At 39.1% G+C, this 22335-nt stretch carries 16 protein-coding genes; 3 read left to right on the forward strand and 13 right to left on the reverse strand.

What is annotated here, in order from left to right:
• Positions 1-17: 17 nt before the first annotated feature.
• The 8 genes from tuaE to G4P54_RS18360 all read right to left on the reverse strand — a co-directional run bounded on the left by tuaE (position 18) and on the right by G4P54_RS18360 (position 10551).
• Positions 18-1484, reverse strand: coding sequence for a teichuronic acid biosynthesis protein TuaE (tuaE, locus tag G4P54_RS18325; RefSeq protein WP_024714225.1), 1467 nt, complete (start codon positions 1482-1484; stop codon positions 18-20).
• An 84-nt stretch (positions 1485-1568) separates the two neighbouring features.
• Positions 1569-2954 (reverse strand): UDP-glucose 6-dehydrogenase TuaD, encoded by a 1386-nt coding sequence (tuaD, locus tag G4P54_RS18330; protein ID WP_024714226.1) that lies wholly within the window; start codon positions 2952-2954, stop codon positions 1569-1571.
• 61 nt (positions 2955-3015) lie between these two features.
• Positions 3016-4185 (reverse strand): teichuronic acid biosynthesis protein TuaC, encoded by a 1170-nt coding sequence (gene tuaC / locus G4P54_RS18335; RefSeq protein ID WP_167873455.1) that lies wholly within the window; start codon positions 4183-4185, stop codon positions 3016-3018.
• Positions 4182-5633 carry a teichuronic acid biosynthesis protein TuaB gene (tuaB, locus tag G4P54_RS18340; RefSeq protein WP_167873916.1) on the reverse strand — a complete coding sequence of 484 codons (1452 nt, stop codon included), beginning with the start codon at positions 5631-5633 and terminating at the stop codon, positions 4182-4184. Before tuaB ends, tuaC begins: the two co-directional genes overlap by 4 nt.
• 55 nt (positions 5634-5688) lie before the next feature.
• The gene (locus G4P54_RS18345; protein ID WP_167873456.1) at positions 5689-6348 is read right to left on the reverse strand and encodes a sugar transferase; all 660 of its coding nucleotides are present in this window, start codon (positions 6346-6348) and stop codon (positions 5689-5691) included.
• 227 nt (positions 6349-6575) lie between these two features.
• Entirely contained in the window at positions 6576-8066 is a 1491-nt protein-coding gene (lytC, locus tag G4P54_RS18350; RefSeq protein WP_167873457.1) for an N-acetylmuramoyl-L-alanine amidase LytC, read from the reverse strand.
• A gap of 35 nt (positions 8067-8101) precedes the next feature.
• Entirely contained in the window at positions 8102-10219 is a 2118-nt protein-coding gene (locus G4P54_RS18355; RefSeq protein WP_167873458.1) for a SpoIID/LytB domain-containing protein, read from the reverse strand.
• 23 nt (positions 10220-10242) lie between these two features.
• Positions 10243-10551: an acidic lipoprotein LytA gene (locus G4P54_RS18360; protein WP_167873459.1), complete on the reverse strand. Its 309-nt coding sequence runs from the start codon at positions 10549-10551 to the stop codon at positions 10243-10245.
• 182 nt (positions 10552-10733) lie between these two features.
• Here G4P54_RS18360 and tagU point away from each other — a divergent pair, with 182 nt between their 5' ends.
• The gene (tagU, locus tag G4P54_RS18365; RefSeq protein ID WP_167873460.1) at positions 10734-11654 is read left to right on the forward strand and encodes a polyisoprenyl-teichoic acid--peptidoglycan teichoic acid transferase TagU; all 921 of its coding nucleotides are present in this window, start codon (positions 10734-10736) and stop codon (positions 11652-11654) included.
• A gap of 39 nt (positions 11655-11693) precedes the next feature.
• On the opposite strand, the gene wecB is transcribed toward tagU, so the two are convergent.
• The gene (wecB, locus tag G4P54_RS18370; RefSeq protein WP_167873461.1) at positions 11694-12836 is read right to left on the reverse strand and encodes a non-hydrolyzing UDP-N-acetylglucosamine 2-epimerase; all 1143 of its coding nucleotides are present in this window, start codon (positions 12834-12836) and stop codon (positions 11694-11696) included.
• 673 nt (positions 12837-13509) lie between these two features.
• On the reverse strand, positions 13510-15039 hold the full coding sequence (locus G4P54_RS18375) for a glycosyltransferase (protein ID WP_167873462.1): 1530 nt from the start codon (positions 15037-15039) through the stop codon (positions 13510-13512).
• Positions 15040-15355: 316 nt separating this feature from the next.
• On the opposite strand from G4P54_RS18375, the gene galU reads away from it, so the two are divergent.
• Positions 15356-16234, forward strand: a complete 879-nt coding sequence (galU, locus tag G4P54_RS18380; RefSeq protein WP_167873463.1) for a UTP--glucose-1-phosphate uridylyltransferase GalU — start codon at positions 15356-15358, stop codon at positions 16232-16234.
• Positions 16235-16272: 38 nt separating this feature from the next.
• On the opposite strand, the gene tagH is transcribed toward galU, so the two are convergent.
• Positions 16273-17856, reverse strand: coding sequence for a teichoic acids export ABC transporter ATP-binding subunit TagH (gene tagH / locus G4P54_RS18385; protein ID WP_167873464.1), 1584 nt, complete (start codon positions 17854-17856; stop codon positions 16273-16275).
• Positions 17857-17875: 19 nt separating this feature from the next.
• Positions 17876-18703, reverse strand: coding sequence for a teichoic acids export ABC transporter permease subunit TagG (gene tagG, locus G4P54_RS18390; protein ID WP_014665585.1), 828 nt, complete (start codon positions 18701-18703; stop codon positions 17876-17878).
• A gap of 239 nt (positions 18704-18942) precedes the next feature.
• Here tagG and tagD point away from each other — a divergent pair, with 239 nt between their 5' ends.
• A complete protein-coding gene (gene tagD, locus G4P54_RS18395; protein ID WP_167873917.1) occupies positions 18943-19332 on the forward strand; it encodes a glycerol-3-phosphate cytidylyltransferase in 390 nt (129 codons plus the stop codon).
• Between the two features lie 54 nt (positions 19333-19386).
• On the opposite strand, the gene G4P54_RS18400 is transcribed toward tagD, so the two are convergent.
• Positions 19387-22134, reverse strand: coding sequence for a bifunctional glycosyltransferase/CDP-glycerol:glycerophosphate glycerophosphotransferase (locus G4P54_RS18400; protein ID WP_489687034.1), 2748 nt, complete (start codon positions 22132-22134; stop codon positions 19387-19389).
• Positions 22135-22335: the final 201 nt, after the last annotated feature.

Below are 22335 nucleotides of genomic sequence, written 5' to 3' on the forward strand. Positions count from 1 at the left end.
TGCTTTTTGTAGTCTGTTTATCTGTACATCGGTTCAGGCATCTGTCTGGATCGCCTTAACACATTCACAGCGGCAATGACGAGCGCCAGGAATACCCAGTGGAAAAATAAATTTGAAACAGAACTTGGGCTGATACTGGATACAAGGAAACTGACCAGAGCGGTAATAAGCCCTTCTGTGATCAGTTTTGACTGATTTTCTAATTTTCTTTCATAAAATTTGCAAAGCACCCATATGAGGTAGGCATAAACCGTCACATATCCCAGCATGATGAACAAGCCAAAGTTAGCAAGAATTTCGACGAGCCAGTTGTGCACCTCTGCCACATTGTCAGTATCATATAAAGCGTGGTGCTCAAGATAATAGGATACATTCCCCGCTCCGACTCCGAATCCGTATGAATCAAGGAAAAAATGCCATGCGTTTTTCAGCAGATTGGCACGGGCCACATTTGATGGAAGCCTGTCTTGAAATGAATGCAGCGTCTGCGGGGCCAGAAACAGCTCCCAAAGCTTTGAATACATTCTGCTGGCGAAAAGGACGGCAAAAATGACAATGCCCGCCGCTGACAGCCAGACGGCCATTTTCTTTAAGATAGGCGGCAATACAATGAAGATATAGACAGCAACACCTGCAAAAATCCCCAGAAGACTGGCTCTTGAACCAGTAGCAAAAATTAAATACAACGCGCATAGCGAGAGCACAAGGCCAATCGCCTTAAGGTATCCGTTCTTTATATTTTTGACCATCGTGATGTAAAAAAAGAAGCTGATCGATAAAAAGGTCGCAAAGTCATTTTGATTAAAAAAGACCGATGTCGGATAATGCTGCTTATATTCCGGCCCGCTGTACAGCGTGGAACTCGCAAGATGATGGTGGGTGATATGATTGTAAAAACCAATGACCATAAGGAATACCGTCATCACCAGCCAAATGGAATAAACAATCATCAGCCGCTCCATTTTTTGCACGTACATGACAATGAGGTAAATGAAGAAGATTCCCATTGCCAATAAGGCCAAGTATTTAAGGCCGGCTGTTACCGACTTGGCCCACAGCAGAGAAACAAGGCCGTATATAAACCAAAAGGCGAAAAAGAGCAATATCCCTTTTACTTGCAGCCCATTCCATCTTTCAATATGTGTTCGATTCCGAACCATACCGATCACATGCAGGCACCCAGCTGCAATGAGCAGAAGCCTGTAAAGGAATAAACTGAAAAAACCGAGATGAATGGCGAAAAATGCATTATTTAAAAAAGTGCAGGCGATCAACATATAGATGACAGCCATAAAGAGCTGTTCTTTTGTTGTAAATGCAGTGGCAAGCGTCAGCGCAAACAGACCGATTGCCAACACCGCAAGCAGGGCAGCCATCTGCATGAAACCTATATCTTGACGGATGGCTCCCAGCAATAGGAGAACTCCAAATATAGCTGCGGCCAGTAACGCAAGCGTGTGGACCGCCGAACGTTTGATACTCACATGTTTAACCCCTTTCCTGATGTTTCAGGAGCCGGCGGCCGAGCCTAGCAGCCAGCAGCTTCAACCAAGTAACACATTTTCTTTTTATAAATTGACGCTCCCCAAGTCTTTAGCCATTTCCTCGAGCGGCAAGCCCGGAAAATACTTGTCAGAAGGTTCCGTTCCCCGAACAGCAGGACGGCCGATAGAATGGTAAATGTATCCGGCGGCCTGCATCTCTTCAAGTGAAAATAAATTTCTGCCGTCGATGATGATTGGCTGCTTTAGGAGGGCATTCACTTTTACAAGCTCCATTTTTTTCACTTCCGGCCAATCCGTTAAAATGAGGCATGCATCTGTCTCCTCAATCGCAGCATACACATCTGTGTAATACTCGGCCTGTTCGCCAAGAATCGCGGAAGCTTCAGGGATAGCAATCGGATCGTACGCTTTTACATGCGCGCCCAGCTGATGCAGCATCGGGATAATATCAAGAGCTGGAGCGGACCTCACATCGTTTGTATTTGGCTTGAAGGCCAATCCGAGGACGGAAATCGTTCTTCCTTTGATGCTCCCCATCACAGTTAAGAGCTTATCTACAATGTGGACGCGCTGCTTTTCGTTCGTTTCAATGACAGCTTCGATAAGCTTAAACGGGTATCCGGCTGATTTTGCGATGTGAAGCAGCGCGGTCGTATCCTTTGGGAAACAAGATCCGCCAAACCCAATACCCGCTTTCAGAAACTTTCTGCCGATACGGCTGTCTAGCCCAACGCCATCAGCAACTTTTGAAACGTCTGCGCCGACTCGCTCACAAATGTTTGCAATATCGTTAATAAAAGAAATCTTTGTCGCCAGAAACGCATTCGCGGCGTATTTAATCATTTCTGCACTTTCTACGTTTGTTTTAATGACAGGAGCGCGGAAAGGCTGATGCAGATCCTCAATGATGGCGGCGGCCTTATGGCTTGTTGAGCCAATCACAGCACGCTCCATATTCATCGTGTCATGAATCGCTGAGCCTTCCCGAAGGAATTCAGGGTTAGATACAACATCAAATGAGTATCTTCCCTTTGAGGCTTTTTGAACGATAGATTGAACCAGTTTCCCTGTTCCGACCGGGACTGTGCTTTTATTTACGATCACTTTGTAGCCGTTAAGATGCTCGCCGATCGTTTTCGCCGCTGATTTCACGTACGTTAAATCAGCTTCACCTGTTTTGGACATCGGCGTTCCGACTGCAATATAAATAATGTCTGACGCCCGAATAGCGGACGGAATGTCGTTAGTAAAGGACAGACGCTGATCGAGCACATTTTTTTCAACTAAGTCTGCAAGCCCTGGCTCATATATGGGGATTACCCCATTTTTCAGGCTTCTGATTTTTGATTCATCGATATCACAGCAAACCACTTTATTGCCGATCTCCGCAAAGCAAGTGCCTGACACGAGTCCTACATAACCTGTTCCAATGACAGCTATTTTTTTCACAGCGCTCATCCCTCTCCTGTAAAATGAACTTCTTATTTATATTGGTCGCAGTTTCTTCCGATTAAACGGTCGTTTTCATGACCGTCTGATACTGATCATGCAGGATCTTGGCATTTCTTCCGGCATCGAATTGAGCCTGCACAATTTTATACAAATCATCTGCTACTTCCGGTTTCCATATTTGCTCATGTTCGTACAGAGTGATCGCTTCCGCCAAGGCTTGAGCGGATTTCGGTTTAATCAGCAGATGCCGGTGCTTTCCGAATAGCGATGCCACACCGCCAACATTTGTGCAGATGACAGGAACCTTTAAGGCCAGCGCCTCAATCACGACAGTCGGCATCCCCTCACTGTAAGAAGGAAGCACGAACATGTCTGCCGCAAGTAAAAAGTCTCTTACCATATGATTGGGCACTTGGCCTGTGACGATATGTCCTTTCTGAATCAGCATTGATTTCGCAGGACCATCCCCGACAAAGACTGCCTTAGGAGGTGCCTTCAGCGATTCAATGGCCTCAGACAGTTCAAAAATGCCTTTCTCCCTGACGAGCCGCCCCACGTAGACCGCCAGACGCTGATCGAGCGGAAGCCCGAGTTTTTTTCTGATTTCTTCTTTTGTCTGCTCATTCTCCTGAAAACGGCTGAGCTGTATGCCGATTGGCAAAACCGAGCTGTCAAAGCCGGAAAGCTTTTTGGTTTCTTCCTGAAGCTTGCGGCTGACTGCTAAAACGGCTGACGCGGAACCTACCGCACGATTGAAAGCTTTAAACGCCCCTTTGCTGTAATGCGGATAGACATTCACATCACTGCCGTGCAAGGTCAGGACATAAGGAATACGTTCTGATTCCGATACAACTGCTGCGGCTCCGCCCGATGGCATAGCAAAATGCGCATGAATCAGATTCGGATGTAAGTCGCACTGTTTCATCGTTTTTAAAATCGATGATGCGATTCTCCGGTGAGGTTGCGCCCATTTCAGCTGTCCGGGAACGGCCCGATAGAATGGCCGGTATACCGGTATCCCCTTCCTCATCTCGTACTCCGGTCTGGCATCCTTTTTTCGATATGCCTTTTTCAGCATGCGGACAGGAGCTGAATGAAAAGGCCTTGGGCATATCACGGTGATATCCAGCCCGAGTTTTTGCAGCTCTTGCACCTGTGTCTCATGAAACACACCTTCACCGGGTTTTAGACTGCTCGGATATACGCTTGTGATCCACAAAATCTTCATGACAAACGCCCTTTTCTTAGTAGTTTGCTTTTCGTTTGAGGGTACGCTTTTACCAACAGAAAGAGATAACACAGCGCCCCGGCCGCCACTGAAATGGCCAGCCGCATTTCTGCCTGCAGACTAAAGTGTTCTGTACCTAGGCTTACACCAAACGCGATGACGGCCATCACGGCTGTGATCAGAAACGGCTTCATAATCGACTGGAAATAAGCCGAAAGATGAAGCTTGATGACATATGCCAGAAGCCAGCGCCCAATCAGGAAATTGAAAACGCTGATGACGGCATATACCCATGCGACTGTCAGCAGGTTTCCCGTTTGAACCGCTGCAAACAGTGACAATCCATACAGCAGCAGCACACCGGAATCCCAATAAAATGCTAAGTCCGCTCTTCCTTTAGCAAGAAGCACAGAGCCATTTGGATTCATGAGCACTCTTAGTATCCCGACAATGGCCAAAACATTTAGGACCGGGACAGCAGCAAGCCATTTTTCCCCGAAAACCGCTGTGATAAAGGTGTCTGACACAGATACGAGACCGATTAACAGCGGAAACGAGACAAGCGCAAGCATTTTTGTCATATTCAGAAAGCCTTCTCTGATCGCGCTGTTTTCATATTTGTTTTTTGCGAAAACAGGGAACGCCACCCGTGTCACAATCGGATTGATCTTCAAAACCGGAATGGTGACAATCTGGTAAGCAAGGTTATAAATCCCCAATGCTTCAGCACCGATAAACCGGCCGATCAAAATCATATCGATATTCGCTCCCAGCCTGTTCACAAGACGGGATGAAAGCTGAAAGGCACCAAAGGAAAAGAACTCCTTCATTCCCCTCAAATCAAAAACAAACACGGGGCGCCATTTTTTCCGGTATACGGCCCAATACAAAATCCCTTTACTGGACTGCAGCAGCACTTGAGAAATGACGTACGCCAAAATCGCATCCATCATAAAAACCGCTATTGCTAAATATCCGAATGACAATGCATTTGAAAAAATCTCAATTTTGCTTAACGTATTAAAATGCAGCTGCTTTTGCAGCATATACTGATATTGCTGTCCGATTGGTGCAATCAAAAACATAATTGCTAAAATCCGAATCAGAAACACCAGCTCTTCCCTTTGATAAAATCCCGCAATAACGGGACTGCTCACATATAAAAGAACAAACAGCAAAACGCCGGTCATGATATTAAGCCAATACAATGTTGACAGCTGGCGCTCCGTCGCGTCATCTCTCTGAATTAACGCTGCGCCAAAGCCCATATCAAGCACAATCTGGGCGAATACTGTAACAGTCGTGATCATGCCGACGAGCCCAAATTCAGTTAAGGTCATCATATTTCCTAGCAAAGCAAACTGAACGATTTGTATGATCGTAATACACATGGTTGAAATACTTGTCCACTTTGCGCCGCTCATGATTTGTTTTGTAATACTTGGCATCATATTCCCTACTTCTTTTTAAGTTCAGACAGATGGCAAATGCAGGAATCCCATTTTATCTCGCACCATCACCTGTCCAGACAACTTTACAAGTTTTTAACATAATTTTTAATTCTAAAGTGAAAGTCAGATTGCGAATGTAATATAAATCAAATATCAGCTTTTCCTTCGGCGTCATATCGTAACCGCCGTTCACCTGAGCCCAGCCGCTCAATCCCGGTTTAACAGCCAGACGCTGTGCAAAGCCTGGAATCTCATTCTGGAATTTTTCCGTAAACACTGGACGTTCCGGACGCGGGCCAATCATACTCATATCGCCTTTCAGCACATTAAAAAGCTGAGGAAGCTCGTCAATCCTCGTTCTTCTGATAAAAGCTCCGATCCTTGTCACCCGCGGATCTTGCTTCTGCGCCCAAACCGCACCAGACTTCTCGGCATCTATTTTCATGGAACGGAGCTTATAAAGCCTAAATGGTTTCCCGCCTTTCCCTACGCGTTCCTGCGTATATATGGCAGGTCCCGGCGTCTCCAAACAAATCAATATTGAAAATACCGCAATCATTGGCAGCGCAACCGCCAATCCAATGAGCGCAAAACAAATATCCATTACGCGCTTTACTGCCAAATAACGAGCCGTCCTTTCAGATAATGTTAAAGAATGTATTGGCTGAACTGAGAATTCACGGCTCACATTCATGCTTTTCTCTGCACTCACTGACACACACCTCACGATTTGTTTGGGATGTTATGATGACCTATGCCAGTCAGTTTAGCAGACGGATATTAATTGGATGTAAATGGTATGTTAAGAAGTGTGAATTAAGTGTTTTTTCTGATAAATGTTATTAATATTCTTTTATCTATTTTATATACAAGTACTATTTATTTTAATCATTTCATATAAAAAAGAGACAAATCTGCGATTAGATTTGTCTCCCTGGATTATCTGTAATAAGATACTGTACCATCATGAATAGCTTGTGCTGCTTTATCTTTATAAACCGCTTGTTTCAGTTTACTTGCATCCGATGCATTTGTGATAAAGGCAGTCTCAACTAACACACTTGGCATTTTAGAATATTTAATTACATAGAAACCTGCTTGTCTCACTCCACGATTATTCGTTCCAAGATAATTTGCAAGTTTAGGCTGAATTTCACCGGCCAATTGTTTACTGTTTGTCGCCTGATATGTTGCATCGTAGTAAGTTTCACTTCCGTTTGGTGATGAACTGTCATTAGCGTTTCCATGTATACTGATAAATAAATCTGCTTGTGCAGAAGCCGCTTTACTTACTCTCTCCTGTAAAGAATAAAAAGTGTCATTTGATCTCGACATTACCGGAAGAGCTCCAGAAGCATTTAACTTTGTATTGACTCTTTTGGCTATATCAAGGTTAACCTCTTTCTCAAGAAGTCCATTGCCAATAGCTCCTGAATCTTGATCACCATGGCCTGGATCAATAAAAATCGTTTCACCTACAACGGGATTCTTTAGCTGATTAGCTACTTTTGTGCTTATAGCAGGAGTGTTTCCGATAATTGTAAAGTTAGACATGTTCTTACTGCCAATAATCTTTCGGGCTCCTGTAGATAAATTTGCACCATTTGTCAGGATTAGAGATTGTTTCTTCTTAGCTGCCAAAGTAGCCCCTGCAATAGAGTCTGCATAACTGAATCCATTACTAACATATACAGTACTATTTGACAAATTAAGTTTTTGTACAATATTTGCAGCAAGCTCATATCTGTTTGAACCGCTAATTCTTGTAGGAGAAGGCAGCTTATTATATACCGTACTGCTGACACTTCCAGTACCTCCAGCAACAACAGTACTTGTTATCCTCTTATCTTTGATCACCGAAGTTGTTGCACTATTTATAGATGTTTTATTTGTAAAAAGAATTGGATATCCGTTTTTCGCTGCATAAGGAATTACTGCCGGAGCATCGGCATATAAGAAACCATTTAAAATAACTGCTTTTGAAGTCGCATTCATCGCTTTTGCCACCCGTGCAGCAGTATCATAACGGTTGCTTCCTGCAATTCGTTTAATACTTATCCCTAAGCTTTTAATCTGATTAGCAGTGTTAGAAGACACAGCCGGTGTTCCGCCTACAATAATTACATTTTTAGTCTGCATCTCTTTCAATCTTGTTTTTGTTTCATATGAAAGCTTATCAGTATTTGTGTAAAGCAAAGGTGCATTCTTCTGATAAGCAAGAGGGGCTGCTGAAATCGCATCTGCATAAGAACTTCCACCGACAATTACAGCTGTACTTGCTGTTGAATACATTTGCTTTGATATTTGGACAGCAGTGCCATATCTATTGCTTCCCCCGACTCTTTTCACCGAATTATCGGCCAAAGCTGTTGGTACAAAAAGAATGAGCCCCAGTATACACACTGTTAGGACTTTTATATAAGAACGCAATTGTTTTCCTCCTTACCTTTAGCAACCTAAAATAATCAATAATTTGTCAGAGTTGTACCAGGATAGTAAAATTTTAAAATTGAACTATATGAATCCCCAGCTTCTGCTCTTGCTTTAGCTCCATATTGACTCATTCCGATTCCATGACCGTATCCTTTACCGCTGATTGTGTACTTTGAATTATCTTTTTTAACAGTCACATAAGTACTTTTAAATACAGTCGCTCCAAGCATTGTTCTTAATTCAGTTGCTGGTACACTAATGGTTGTAATTTTGCTCAAGTTATAGGAGCTGGTACTGCTTTTAACAAAATACTTCACTTTCAGTGTTGCTGTTTTTGCACGTTGCCCCTTTGTCGTACCGCTAAAGCTCAAATCGTCTATACTTGCTATTTTGATAGAGTCTGCACCTTTTTCTTTATTTTTCAAGATCCAGTTTTTAACTCCAGAAAGTCTTGCAGAATCAGTTTCAATTGCTGAAGACCACCAGGAAGATGGCTTTGTTAAGTCTAGCGAATTCTTATCAAGCTGTTGTTTAGATAGAGTAAACGTCCAGCCCATTTGAGGATCTCTTGTATCCTTTTTTGCAATCAAGTAAGGCACACTAGATGACCACACTTCATTACTTGCTTCCGTGTAACCGCCATTACTTGAAGAATAAGTGGCAGTAATAAGAGATCCATTATATTTCAGAACTTTTCTCTTTGTTTGTTCAACCGCTTTATTAGTATTTGAATTCCAACTGTATCCTCCATAAACTTGAAAAGCAGTTGTATCAGGTACAGTTGTTCCTGTTTTTGTTATAGAGTAGGTTCTTGCCGCAACAGTCTGTGCCTTAAGAGCCTCAAGTGACCAGCTTACAGGCATTTCATTTGGAATAACTCCTTTTAAGTAATCCTCAAATGGAATATTTTCATTTACAGGACGGATATATTTAGCAGATTCAATAGAGAACTTAACCGTCCCAAGATACTGCTTTCCATTAAGGCTAATCCTGTTAGAAGTGGAATAGTTTTCCGGTTTAATTCTTAGTGAGTTTCCATAAGTTTTGATATTTTCAAGATTTAATTTTCCGTTGCTGATTTTTAGATTATAAGTGTTTCCGCCTGCTAAATAAAATTCATCAGCAAGTGAATTTTCGACTTTAGCAGAAATAGAAATGGTGCTGCCGATAAAGTCGTATGCATATGTCGCTTTATCCTTCGTTATGTTCTTAGCCGCCGTCGGAACGCTATCTTGTTTAATATATAAAATTTGGCTGTTTTTCTTCGAAGCAAGCGAAGCGCCTACCAACGCGTCTGCATATTTTGTTCCATTCGTCATTACGACTTTATCAGCCTTCAACTTTAGTTGCTTAATTATATTTGCTGTGAGTTCATATCTGGTTGATCCAGGAATCCTCTGCACAGTTGAAGTTTTTTTGATTTGATTTTCTACACTATTACTGACACTAAATGAACTGCCAATAATGATGACTTGTTTTGGCAAATCATAATCCGGAAGCTTATCTTTGTCTGTAAGCAAAATAGGGTATCCGTGCGCTGCTGCATACGGAGCAATGGCCAAAGCGTCTTGAAATACCCTACCAGTAACAACGATCGCTTTATCATAACTTCCCATTTGTTTTGCAATATTTTCTGATAATACATATCTATTTTTTCCGCTTATTCTTTTCACAGCGCCATACGATTTCAGTTTGTTTTCTACATCTTTTGAAATGCTTCGCGCTCCTCCAATGATTAAAATATTATCAGGGTTAAATTTAGCAATTTGTCTTTCAGTAGTTTTTGTTAATGTGTCAGGCTGAGTATATAATACTGGGGCATCCAGTTTTTTTGCCAATGGAATAACAGGCAATGCATCAATAAATATATCTCGATTCACCAATATAACTGTATTAGGATTTTTCCACTGACTGCTGGATGCAAGAGTTGCAGTTTCGTAGCGTGAAGCGCCTGCAAAGCGATTCGTAACTGCAACATTATCTCCAGTTACTTTATAAAATCCTGTTGGCGATAGACCGATGCTTGATCTATTTCCAATATAATTTGACAATTTAACTGAGATGTTTGAGTCTGCTGCAAAAGTAACTGACGGAATCAATAATAAAATTGCAGCAAGCGAACAAATAATCAATCGTTTGCAAGATTTCAAAATTTCAGGTTCCTCCCTATATCTTAGTTGGCACGTTCAATATCTTTTAACAGAAGTTGACCCTCATTATTTTTTTCATATGTAATCGTGACTTTATCTCCATTGTTAAATTTATCAAGGTCACTTGTCGATTCTTCAGTAATATCTAGACTGACCGCCTCTTTATCTACAGTTACTTCTATTGTGTGAGTATCTGCTAACCCTACATAAATACCTTCTTTTGTTTCAATATTACTGTCTGTCGATACATCTTGCCCTTGACTTTTTTGACTATTAACTCCGCAACCCGAAAGAAGCAATATAAAGAACAGTAATACAATCAATTTTTTCATTTTTTTCACCTCATTATGTTTTATCGTCAATCTATTTATATTTTAAAGAAAAATTAAGAAACAGTGAAACTTTTTTTAATAAAAAACGACTATTTTAGGATTTCATTCTTATATTAAATAGAGTTGTATTTATTGGAAGATTAACTCATAATGAAAGTAATTTAACAGACGAGGTGCAAAGAATGAGAAATGAACGCAGAAAAAAGAAAAAAACCGTATTACTTACAATTTTAACGATAATCGGTCTTCTTTTGCTCGGCACAGGCGGCTATGCATACTACTTATGGCATAAAGCAGCTTCAACCGTGGCAAGTATTCATGAAAGTATTGATAAATCGAAAAAGAGGGATACAGAGGTCAGCATCAATAAAAGAGATCCATTTTCCGTCTTAATCATGGGTGTTGATGAACGTGATGGCGATAAAGGCCGTGCCGACACGCTCATATACATGACCGTTAATCCAAAAACGAATACAACTGACATGGTCAGCATCCCGCGTGACACATATACAAAAATTATCGGGAAAGGCACAACGGATAAAATTAACCATTCATACGCATTCGGCGGTACGCAGATGGCAGTTGACACGGTTGAGAACTTCCTCGATGTTCCGGTTGATTATTTTGTAAAAGTAAACATGGAAAGCTTTAGAGACGTTGTTGATACACTTGGCGGCGTCACAGTAAACAGCACATTCGCGTTCAGCTATGACGGTTACTCGTTCGGCAAAGGAGAAATCACGCTCACCGGTAAAGAAGCACTCGCCTATACCCGGATGAGAAAAGAAGATCCGAGAGGCGATTTCGGACGCCAGGACCGCCAGCGCCAAGTGATCGAAGGAATCATTAATAAAGGCGCAAATATTTCTTCCATCACGAAATTCGGAGATATGTTTAAAGTCGTTGAAAATAATGTGAAAACGAACTTGACCTTTGATGACATGTGGGATATTCAATCCGATTACAAAGGCGCGCGTAAACATATTAAACAGCACGAACTGAAAGGCACAGGCACAAAAATCAACGGAATTTACTACTACCAAGCTGATGAAAATGCCCTTTCCGATATCACAAAAGAGCTGAAGGACAGCCTTGAAAATTAAAACAAAAAGAAGCTTCGCACAGTGTGCGAAGCTTCTTTTTTATTTGCCTGTAAATGAATCCGGATGTTCTTTCCGATATCCGTAATGATACAGCAATTCTTCTACAATACGGCGGGAGGCCTCTCCATCGCCATAAGGATTAGAAGCGCGGGACATTTTTTTGTACTCATCATCAGCAGTTAACAGCTGTTTTGTCAGCTGATAAATGGTTTCCTCATCCGTCCCCGCAAGTTTCAGCGTTCCCGCTTCCACTCCTTCAGGGCGTTCCGTCGTATCGCGCAGCACAAGCACCGGTTTCCCGAGAGATGGCGCTTCCTCCTGAACACCGCCCGAATCGGTCAAAATGAAATGCGATTTTGCTGCAAAGTTATGGAAATCAATGACTTCTAAAGGGTCAATCAGATGCACTCTGTCGGAATCGCCAAAATGATTCTGAGCCGCTTCCCGGACAACAGGATTAAGATGCACAGGGTAAACGACTTGTACATCGTTAAACTCCTCAACAATTCTGCGGATGGCCTTGAACATGTTTTCCATTGGTTCACCCAGATTTTCCCGGCGGTGAGCGGTCAAGAGAATCATTTTGTCCTTACCCACCTGGTCGAGTACAGGATGTGAATAGCCGTCCCTCACCGTTGTGCGGAGCGCGTCAATCGCTGTATTTCCCGTTACAAAAATAGAGTCGGCCTTTTTATTTTCTTTTAATAAATTATCTTTCGCCTGGCCTGTCGGCGCAAAATGCAAATCAGCAATCGCTCCTGTCATCTGGCGATTGAGCTCTTCAGGAAACGGGGAATACTTATTCCCTGTACGGAGCCCAGCCTCCACATGGCCAACGGCAATTTGATGATAAAAAGCGGCTAGACTTCCGGCAAACGTCGTTGTCGTATCACCATGGACCAGCACAATGTCGGGTTTGATATCTTTAAACAGCTCATCCAATTTCACAAGTGCGTTGGACGTAATCTCTGCCAGTGTCTGCCGCTCCTTCATAATGTTCAAATCGAAGTCAGGCTTGATGTGAAATGCTTCTAACACTTGATCGAGCATTTGTCTGTGCTGTGCAGTGACCGTTACGTAGGAATCTATTTCAAGATATTTTTTCAATTCAAGCACGAGAGGTGCCATCTTGATCGCTTCAGGCCTTGTCCCGAAGACAGTCATGACTTTTAGTTTTTTCATATTTGTCACCTAATTTCTTTGTTCAATGGGCTGATATAACTTTTGACTGGTCTGATGTATCAATAGATCTACTATCTTCTAATGGCTTCCTAGACTTCTCAATACAATCTACCCGAACAAGTTTTTTTCATTATCTTTGTATTCTCGTATAAGTTCAATATTAAAATCAATTTTTTAGTATACAACGAACAAAACACATGTAAAAAATCACCTTGTTTGTTGCAATATTACTCCCTATCTTTCAACTAAGCGTTCTTTACTGTATTCAGTATCCGTCAACTGTTTTGCATCCACCTCATATTCAACTGCTTTCTCAAGAATGAAATTAATATATATCCTTTTGCTGGAATTTTGATATTGTAACGCTCTACAAACAATCCTTATTCATGCTCTTTTGGATTTCACGTAACTAATAATTGGATTTATGCAAGAAAATGATTCACAAATGATAATGCTGAAGACTTATCATTTTGAATAAAGTGCCAAGCCCCTACTGATATATGATGCTGGTTTTCCCACATACCCCTTCAAAAATTATCAAGCTGAAGCTCATTGATCAACAATCCATGAATAACAGGTTCTGTCACATTCAAAAAGTCATACATATTATGACTGGCGATTATTTATAAATCGACAAGAAACGCCCAAAGCAAGCTTCGGGCGTTTCATTTCATTATTTTTTCTCTAGGACATTAAACAGCTGTAGCCATTTGTTCAATACCACTTCATTTGTGTATTCGGCAAGAACCTTTTCACGTCCTTTTAATCCCATCTCCTTTGCGAGATCTGGATTATTTAACAGCTTTATGATTTGATTTGCTAATGTTTTTTGATCCTTCTGAGGAACAATGTAGCCATCGACCCCATCACTTATCACGTCTCGAGGACCATAATTACAATCGTAACTGATAGCAGGAGTTCCATTCATAAAAGATTCTGTAATAGAAAGACCAAAAGCCTCGTAATTAGAAGTCAGTAAAGTAATAAGTGAACTTCCCATTTCTTCTCTAACATTTTTGGCATAGCCTTTAATAAAGACATTCTGTTGCAGATTCAATTCAATAATCAATTGTTCTAATCTAGACTTCTCAGCCCCATGACCGAAAATTTCAAGTCTGGCATCTGGTACCTTTTTAATAACTCTCACAAATGCTTTAATTGCCTCATCAATAGCCTTTTGTTTATGATATCGCACAAACATGCTGACTTTTCTATTATCTTTTTTTATGTCCGGCAAATCTGTATATGGCATTGAATTCGGAATAATAAAGATGTTTCCATGTTCACCAAATTGTTTTTCTATATCTTTCTTTTGATCATTTGTAAGCACTACGAGCGCATCAAGTTTATCAATATTGCTTAGAAAATCAATATGATCCTGTTTTACTTTACTTCCGTATGTATACGGGGTTTCAAAATGATTGATGTGCACCATATAAATTCTATGAGCTAATTCTTTCTTCATCCCTCTGACTTTTCCGGAGCTTCCCGGTCCATCACAAATAAAAATTGGTTTTTCATTTTCTGCTGCAGCTATTTTATTTAACCAATACGTATGAAATTCAGCATTATTTTTAAACATTAGAACCTTATTGCTGTTTCTGTTAAAGAGAAAAACTTGCTGCTGTTTCTCTGTCTCGCTGTTATACCACCTTATCAGATAACAGAACCCGTCAGGCGTATAGTACTTCTCATAATTCATTTTGTTATTAGAAGGATCAAAACCGATCTCTCTATGCTTATACTTATTTTTATGGAATTCTTCTCTTTTAATCCTTTGTCTATTCTCATTGAAAAAATCAATATGACTAAGGTATCCATCCTCAGTCCATTTCTTATATTTCACATATGAACCTTGTTTAAAGTATCTGATGTACTGTTTTGTATCATATTCCGAATCCTGAATAAAATACCCTTCCTGTTCTGTTTTTGCTTCATCTTCATAATAGGAAGGATCAACATTCCCTTGAGTATTCAAATCTCGATAGTAATCATTCACATTCAAAATATTAACGTCTGGATCTAATTTACCAATCCGTCTTAATTCAGATGTTATATTCTCATAGTAAGGATTATAATCAAAAGTAACTAAATCTGACTTATATCCATTATGTACAAGCATTTTTGACCGGTTTAGCATGGCGGTTGTCATACCGCCCTTGTTTACATCAATCGTATAAACTACCATAAAAACCGTTTTCATCCGTGCACCTCTTATTAGAATTGATATTCAAAATGAAATAGGTAACCCTCTAAAATATGTATACCCTATTTGTTCTATTTTAAACTTAGCATATGATTTGCTCAATATCATTTTTTTGTTTTCAACAATTTTAAGGTTACTTTAAGTTAACTTCCTTAGATAATAGACTAACTCTTGTTTAAAATTGGATTTTCTTATATGATTAACGTGTTTAGAATAAATGAAAGTTGGGTAAAGAAAGATAAGTCTATTTTGTTATATCAGCTATGTATAAACACTGCTGAATATAAAGCATAATACAAGGAAGGTGCTTTGATTGAAAAAAGTACGTAAAGCCATAATCCCTGCCGCAGGTCTCGGAACGAGATTCTTGCCGGCTACGAAAGCAATGCCGAAAGAAATGCTTCCTATCGTTGATAAGCCAACCATTCAATACATAATTGAAGAAGCTGTTGAAGCCGGTATTGAGGATATTATTATCGTAACAGGAAAAAGCAAGCGCGCGATTGAGGATCATTTTGATTACTCTCCTGAGCTTGAAAGAAACCTAGAAGAAAAAGGAAAAACTGAACTTCTAGAAAAAGTGAAAAAAGCTTCTAATCTGGCTGACATTCACTACATTCGTCAAAAAGAGCCTAAAGGACTCGGACATGCTGTCTGGTGCGCGCGCAACTTTATCGGCGATGAGCCGTTTGCTGTTCTGCTTGGAGACGATATTGTTCAGGCTGAAACACCAGGGCTGCGCCAATTAATGGATGAATACGAAAAAACACTTTCTTCTATTATCGGTGTTCAGCAAGTGCCTGAAGAAGAAACACACCGCTACGGCATTATCGACCCGCTGACAAGTGAAGGCCGCCGTTATCAGGTGAAAAACTTCGTTGAGAAGCCGGCTAAAGGCACCGCACCTTCTAACCTTGCCATCTTAGGACGCTACGTATTCACGCCTGAGATCTTCATGTACTTAGAAGAGCAGCAAGTTGGCGCAGGCGGAGAAATTCAGCTGACAGACGCTATTCAAAAGCTGAATGAAATCCAAAGAGTGTTTGCTTACGATTTTGAAGGCAAGCGCTATGATGTTGGTGAAAAGCTTGGCTTTATCACAACAACTCTTGAGTTTGCGATGCAGGATAAAGACCTTCGCGATCAGCTCGTTCCATTTATGGAACGTTTGCTAAACAAAGAAGAAATCTAAACAAAAAGGCTATTGGACATTCATCCAATAGCCTTTTTTTATTTCGGCATCAAGGTCAGTGTATGCTCTTCATTATCAACTGCGAAGACCTTATCAGCTGTATTCACAAGAAAACGATCTTTACTGCTGTCATACAAAACATCGCTGTCACTTAAAGACAATGACGCCGGCGTAACAGAAGAAATATTATGGAAGATCAGCTCTGCTGCCTTATCATTCTCCAGCACATAGCTGATTTTTTCATAATCAAAATCCAGCATCTTTCTGCCGTCAGCCGTATTTCCTTCAGTATAGCCATTCAATTTCGCTTGAATGCTGGTGCTGCTGTCTCCCAGGAATTTTAGGAAGTATTCATAGGAAGCTGCTGCGGCTTGCGGAACATATGGCGCAAAAGCAGAAGACCGCAATTCAGCATGTTTCACGTTTGTTGCAACAGCGCTCTGTTTCACATAATAAGAGTGCCCGTCAAACTCTATTTTCGCTGCTCGTTTGCCTTTTGCAGCTACCGTCACTTTCGTACCGAATGGCAGTGCCACGTCAGCCTTCTTTTTCAAACGTTGGTCCTTATAAGCAGACGCTTTTTCAGCTGCAATAAACCCGTGCTTATTGACTGCGGTTAAGCGTTCCTCTGCCTTGCCTTGTGCATCTCCATGATGATTCTTCCCTTCATGTTGCGGAATAGCGCCAAACGAAGCAATTGTACGAAGCGGGGCATTAAAGAACATCGTTCCCGCCATGCAGACAGTCAGAATAGACAAAATAGCAATTTGAACCGCATTAGCCAGTGATTTCGGTTTTTTCTTCTTTTGACGGAAACGGGCGAACGCTTCAGGATCATCTTTCTTACGCTCTTCCGTTTGTTCTTTTTTATATGTCTCTTTCTCTTTTTTCGAAAGCTTATTAAACCAGTCAATAAACGCTTTATACTCTTTTACAACCGTTTTTGTTTCATCAAACATACGAAGCTCGCCGTAGTGCATCCAAGCGACGCGGTCACACATCTTTTCTATCTGACCGATAGAGTGGCTGACAAAGAAAATGGTTTTTCCTTGCTTTTTAAACTCATTTATTCTGTCTACACACTTCTGATAAAACGTTTGGTCCCCTACGGAGAGCGCTTCGTCAATAATTAAGATATCAGGGTCAATATGCACGGAAATTGCGAAACCGAGACGCGACTTCATACCGCTGGAATAGTTTTTAACCGGCTGATTAATAAAATCGCCAATCTCGGCAAATTCCACGATGCTGTCATACATATCATCAATTTCTTTATTCGTTAACCCCATCATCAAACACTTAAGCCGGACATTGTCCCGGCCCGTTAATTGATTATTTAAACCGGCCGCAATCGCTATCAGCGACGGCTGACCGTTCATTTCGATTTCACCGCTGGTCGGCGGAATAATTTTAGCCAGAAGGTTAGACATCGTCGATTTCCCTGACCCGTTTATCCCCACAAAGCCGATTGTTTCTCCCTCATACACGTCAAAGGAGACATTCCGTACAGCAAAAAAACCATTATCCTTGGCCGGAAAAAACAATCCTTTAATCTTGTCTGATTGTTTTTTATACAAATGATACTGCTTTGAAACATTTCGAAACGAAACTTTTAGTTTCATCGTACAATCTCCTTACGTATTAAAGAAAGTCAACAAACTTGTCTCTGAATTTCATATGCAGGATAGAACCTACTAACAATAAAAGGAATGTGAACAGCCAGAAATACAGCGTGTATTTCATGTCTTGGAAAAACCATTTTCCGTCTAAAAAGCTGTTCCGGAATCCTTCTATCAGGTAAAAAATCGGATTCAGCTTAAGCACAGGCAGAAGATTCGGGTGGTTTTTCCCGAGCTGCTCTGAGATATTCCAAAAAATCGGAAGCAAGAAGAACAATAATCTGGTTACGGCCTGCAGCAGAAATTGATAATCTCTGACAAGCACACTGATTGTAGAGTTAAACAAACTAAATGAAAACATAAATACAATCATGCAGATTAAATAGTAAATATATTGTATCCAATGCAAGCTAGGGTAAACTCCGCTTGCTAAAAGGACAATGACATAGACACCCATCATTACAAAATAACTAAATAAATTTGAAGCAATCACGACAGAAGGCAGTGAGCTGATCGGAAAGTTCATTTTGGCAACCATATTGATCCGCTTAAACACACTGTTTGATCCATCAAGAATCGTCGGGCTGATAAAAAACCACGGAATCAACCCAGCCAGCATCCAAACAATAAAAGGCACTTCTCCGATACCTGTTATGACCGGCTTGCTGTTGCGAATCCCCATACCAAATACAAACCAGTACGCCAGCATTTGAATGAGAGGATTTAAAAACTGCCATAATACACCAAGATAATTCATCTGATACTGAGACTTTGTCTCATACGAAGCCAAGCGCAAAATTAAAGGAAACGATGTCACTTGCTCTTTTACGATTCTTACTAATGCATTCATTGTTTATCTTCCTTAGACTTAAATGATTTTTTGGATCTTTCGGTTAAAGAAATTTGAAAGCACCGGTGAATATTGTAACAGATGTTGAGGTTTTTTTCACTTGCAAGCTGATATTCAACTCTCATACATAATAATTAGCAAAAATTCAAAGCCATACTTTGAATTAACTCCTTCAATAAAGTATGATATAATCTTTTAGACAAAAGACTATTCAACGGCACAAAATGGAGTGAAACATGATGAAAAAAGTATTAACATATGGAACTTTTGATTTGCTTCATTATGGACATATTCGCCTCTTAAACAGAGCAAAGAAATTGGGAGATTATTTAGTAGTCGGTTTATCAACAGATGAATTTAATTTAAATAAGAATAAAAAATCTTATTACAATTATGAGTATAGAAAATTAATGCTTGAAGAGACTAACTTAGTCGATGAAATCATTCCGGAAAGTGACTGGTCACAAAAAAAGAATGATATTATTTATCATGGAATTGATATCATGGTAATGGGCAGTGATTGGGAAGGTAAATTTGATTTTCTGAACGAATACTGTCAAGTGATATATCTTCCCCGCACTGAGGGTATATCGAGTACTCAAATTAAAGAAGATATAGGAAATGTATAATCTTTTTAAAAATAACCCACTTAATAAAGTGGGTTATTTTTTCTCATTTGTTTTCTATTTACTTGTTTGCAATTCCTTCAAATTTTCTTTTAATAAAGGAACCTCTCCTTTTATTAATTCATTATACAACTTCTCACAATGCCTGCCTTTTTCACCAAAAAATGAATTCATTCTTATTTTGAATTGATCATCTGGTTCAAATCCTCTAGCAGCAATTTTTGTCAATTCATTTACAAATTCTTCAGTACCGTTAACCATTTTGCCAAAGCTTTCTTCGACATCTAAATCTAACTTGTTATATATATGGTTGCCACTTAAAAACTCTTCGTAATCAGGAATAAAGAACATCATCGGGCGATTAAGATAGGCAAAATCAAATAAATAAGAAGAAAAATCAGTGATGAATAATTTGTAGTCTTCTAATTTCACCGAATCATTTTTTATTCTAATTCTTTCACTTTTAACATCAAATAAATTTTCTGCTTCTTTAAAAATTGGATGCATCTTCAGTTCAAATATTATGTTCTGTTGCTCCAATGTTCTAATAAATTTATCTGAACTTAGCAAGTCACTTATTTTATTAAAATATGCGGACTTTATAAACAGTTCCCTATTAATAGCCCATTTGTTGCCTTTCTTTTCTTCAGCTAGACTAATTCTCCAAGAAGGAGCAAAAATCACTCGATTCTCATCAGGTTCTGTATTTTTCATTATGTCAAACCGCGGCATACCCGTTTCCAAGATATTTTCTGGTGCATAATTATAATTATTAATTAAGTTATTACGTTCAAACTTACTAGATACCACAAATTTGTCTATACGATTTTTTTCTTTTGAATAAATCCATGGAGTGTGAGCATGTAAGATACCATGTTGTAAGTAAACTAACTCATAAGTCAATAAATCCTTAAAATACTCCATCCGTTTTTCAGCAAAAGGACTGTATTCATTTAGGTCTCTAAAAGATGTTAAAATTTTTGTTGCATTAACAAATAAGTATTTATGTTTCCTTGAACCAAACTTCACAACAAACTTTTTCTCTTCCGCCGTAAATAAATCGTCAAGGTTCAATTGTTCTCCATCATAAATATAATATCTTCGAACGGAATCATCTTTAGCAAAATCGTGTTTAAATTGATAGTAACTATTATCGATTAGGTTGACTCTGTCATTATAAAGCCATAAAGGAGATTTCTTTTTCTTCACTAGATGCCTTGCTAGAAAAATCTTTTTATCCTTTCGAAATACAGCCTTATTATAATCTTTTAAGAACTTACGTTGTTCTGTATCAGGTAATTTCTCCAAAGTAAACATTGCTTGATTTGGCAAATGCTTTATTAACATATTATTTTGAACAGCTGTTTTATTTTTTTCAAATTTGTTAAATATAACATCATTCATAAAAAAGAAAGAAAGCGGATATGTGTATTGATTATAACGAAGTTCAAATTTTACATTTAAGTTCGTTAAACCATTAATATTTTTATACCAGCTGAATGCTTTAAAATGATTTGTTTTGGTTCTTACCTTGTAATATCCATGGCTAGATTCAACTAATTCAAGTTTGATTGGCAATCCGTCAACAAACATAAACAATTCAAGATCTATAAATTCAGACATTAGACTTTTTATAAATCCATTTATTCTTAACATATTACTCTTAATATTAAATTGTGTTATGACTAACTCAAACTTATATTGCTTTAGTATCATTTGGTTATTTCTGTAGATGTAAATTCCAAGGGAATCCTGATTCACATTTATTGGTTCTGTTTTCATTTTTAAAAATGCGCCCTTATGGAAAGTGTCTACATGTGGGTGTTTTAAAATCACTTCATCTTCAATCTCGTTTATAATATTTAAAAACCGATCATACCATTTCCGATACTCCTTTTTTTCAAGGTGAAAAGGAAATAAAGATCTAGATTTATATCGCCAATTTAACTCATATAACACGTTACTTTGCACATATGGATGTGCCTTTTCTCCACGTCTATGTCTAAAAATAACTTTCTCAAAATAGTCGAGTAGCATTGATGCTGCTTGGACAGGACTTCGATATTTCCAAACTGCTGAATTTTTATGTGTTCGATAAATATAACGCCCCTTTGAACAGATACCCATCTTTCCAGTACGCATAATATAAGATGTATTAAATGCCGCATCCTCAGCATAATGAAGAGAAGTATCAAAAAGTATTCTTTCACTTTCAGGAAGATTTCTAACACAAACATTAATAGTGGTTTGATTAATGTTTGTATGTATAGAAACATCATATAAACCTGTTTTTTTGTAGTTTTTCGTCCTAGCATGCTCGTGAACTTTATTACCTATTAAAGAGTATAAAGGATATCCAACTATATCTGTCTCGTTGCCAACCTCATGAAAAAAGGATACTAATTCCTCTACTGTATTTTTCCCAATCAAATCGTCTGAATCCAAAAACATAATATATTGTCCAGCAGCTGATTCCAGCCCTTTGTTTCTTGCAGCTGAAACACCATTATTTTGCTGTGTAATTAATTTCATATTGTCAAATTGACTTGTATATTCCTCACAAATAGAAATGCTATTATCAGCAGAACCATCATCCACAAATATCACTTCAATTTTATCTAGCGAGTAGGTCTGCTGAAGCACCGATTCAACAGTTTTTCGCAGATAACGTTCGGCATTATAGACCGGAATAATAATCGACATATCATAAGTAAGTTCCATCTTGATCTTCCTTTCCTTATATCGTCCACAAAATCTATGTTCACTCAAATTTATAGAGAAACGCAAAATTATAACAAAAATCACATGACAAAAAACCCAGTAGTAATTTCAAATGTTCAGTAAACTTAAGTATTATATCATAACTTGAGACAACTTTTGGTCTTTTTTCAAAAAAAATTCAAAGTGCTAATTTTCATCTCTAAAATTCCGATACTATTAGTAGATTCTAAGGTTACATTTACGTCTGAATTTTGTCCCTAATGAATATTTACCTTATCTCTAGGT

Source organism: Bacillus tequilensis (assembly GCF_012225885.1).
Lineage (GTDB): Bacteria > Bacillota > Bacilli > Bacillales > Bacillaceae > Bacillus > Bacillus tequilensis.